The sequence below is a fragment of the Shimia sp. genome (assembly GCF_041624275.1).
Classification (GTDB): domain Bacteria; phylum Pseudomonadota; class Alphaproteobacteria; order Rhodobacterales; family Rhodobacteraceae; genus Shimia.
The window spans coordinates 1-2,272 of record NZ_JBFJVE010000297.1 but is presented as its reverse complement, the minus strand read 5'-3'; the positions used below and the strand labels follow the sequence as shown (position 1 = coordinate 2,272).

2 protein-coding genes are annotated in these 2,272 nt (G+C 64.3%); one reads left to right on the top strand and one right to left on the bottom strand.

Annotation, left to right across the window (positions count from 1 at the left end; all coding sequences use genetic code 11):
• The coding region (locus ABZD10_RS15345) for a nicotinate-nucleotide adenylyltransferase (protein WP_372887856.1) at positions 1 to 504 on the bottom strand (504 nt) is incomplete at its 3' end.
• A 310-nt stretch (positions 505 to 814) separates the two neighbouring features.
• Here ABZD10_RS15345 and ABZD10_RS15340 point away from each other — a divergent pair.
• On the top strand, positions 815 to 2,272 hold a 1,458-nt coding region (locus ABZD10_RS15340), incomplete at its 3' end, for an FAD-dependent oxidoreductase (RefSeq protein ID WP_372887854.1).

Sequence of the window (2,272 nt, the reverse complement as noted above, 5' to 3'; positions counted from 1 at the left end):
TAGATGGCTGGCACGCGGGTGCAGCCGCGCGCCGCGAAACACCTGTGCGGCCTTGGCGGCACGCCCCTCGACCCGTTCTCCGGGCCGGGCCAGCACCCCGACCGGCACCCGGAACATGATCTCCTGCCAGTCCTTCCACTGGTGCAGCTGCGCCAGGTTGTCGGCCCCCATCAGCCAGACAAAGCGCATGCCGGGATGGCGTGCCTGCAACGCGGCGATGGTTTCGGCGGTATAGCGCGTGCCGAGGCCTGCCTCGACGTCGGTGATCTCGACCCGAGGATGCGCCATCACCTCGTGACAGGCGGCGATCCTGCGCTCCAGCCGCGCCGGCCCCCGGGCCTTCAGCGGATTGCCCGGGCTGACCAGCCACCAGACCCGGTCGAGCCCGAACCGTTTCAGCGCCTCGCGCGTGACATGGGCGTGGCCGGCATGGGGCGGATCGAAGGATCCGCCGAGCAGGCCAACGACCTGACCGGGACGGGCAAATGGCGCATGGTTTTTCATTCGGCCGAATAGAGGCACCGGCGCGGCAAATGTCCAGCGCAAAGCCGCGAGCGCGCCGGCCGCGCATCGCGAAGGACGCACGCACCGCAACCTCAAGATGTATTAACAACCCTGAAAAACACCCTTCTTGCGAAACCTCGGCCCGGCAGCGCCGCGGGCCGGGATTTGGGCCACGGGGCAAAAACGACGTAACGCAAAAATAATGCGACAAACCGGGTTTGCGACCATTTCGGCCTTTACACCCGCAGGCTTCCCATAGAACTCTTGTCTTACGGTCGTACACGCAGGAAATTTCGCACAAGGAAGCGACATGAAACCCACGAATACGGCAGACCCGGAATACTTTCACCGGGTTGTTGACTGCCAGTATGCTTGCCCCGCGCACACCCCCGTGCCGGAATACATCCGCCTTATCGCACAGGAACGCTATAGCGACGCCTATATGGTAAACTGGGAAAGCAATGTCTTTCCCGGGGTGCTTGGACGTACCTGCGACCGCCCCTGCGAACCCGCCTGCCGCCGCGGCCGGGTCGAGGAAGAGCCGGTCGCCATCTGCCGCCTGAAACGCGTCGCGGCCGATTTCAAGGACGACGTCAAACCGCGCCTGCCGGTGGCCGGGCCGGCCAACGGCAAGAAGATCGCCCTGGTCGGCGGCGGCCCGGCTTCGCTGACCGTGGCCCGCGATCTCGCACCGCTTGGCTACGAGCTGCACCTTTTCGACGCCCAGGCCAAGGGCGGCGGCTTCATGCGCTCCGAGATCCCCTCGTTCCGGCTGCCGGAAACCGTGCTCGACGAAGAAGTGGGCTATGTGCTCGACATGGGCGTGCATGCCCATTTCAACACCTATGTCGACAGTATGGCCGACCTGCTGGAAAAGGATTACGATGCGATCTTCGTCGGCTGCGGCGCGCCGCGCGGACGCGACCTGCCCGACCTGCCGGGCCGCAAGGAAGCCGATGCCAATATCCACATCGGCCTCGACTGGCTGGCCAATGTCGCCTTCGAACACACCGAGAAGATCGGCAAGAAGGTGATCGTCCTCGGCGGCGGCAACACCGCCATGGATTGCTGCCGCACCTCGCGCCGCCTGGGCGGCGAAGAGGTCAAGGTGATCGTGCGCTCGCCCTTCGAGGACATGAAGGCCTCGCCCTGGGAAAAGGAAGACGCCATCCACGAGGGCATTCCGATCATCGACAACCACGTGCCCAAGGAATTCGTGCTGAAGAAGGGCAAGCTGGCTGGCATGCTGTTCGAGAAGGTCGAACCGGTCTATGACAAGGACGGCGGGCGCAAGCTGGTTCCGACCGGAGAAGAGCCGGTCTTTGTCGAATGCGACGACGTGCTGATCGCCATCGGCCAGGAAAACGCCTTTCCCTGGATCGAGAAATCCACCGGCATCCGCTTCACCAGCTGGGGCACGCCGATCATCAACGACGACGAAACCTTCCAGTCGACCCGCAAGAACGTGTTCTTCGGCGGTGACGCGGCCTTCGGCCCGGCCAATATCATCACCGCCGTGGCCCATGGCCACAAGGCGGCGGTGTCGATCGACATGTTCTGCCGCGGCGAGGACCCCGAGGAAAACCGCCCGCCGCCGCAATTCACGCTGATCAGCCAGAAGATGGGTATCCACGAGTGGAGCTATGACAGCATCCCGGTAACCGACAAGCGCGAGGCGGTGCCGCTGGTCGAGCTGGAAAAGGCGCTGAAGAGCAAGACGCTCGAGGTCGAGCTGGGCTTTGACGCCGGCACCGCCTTCGTGCAGGCC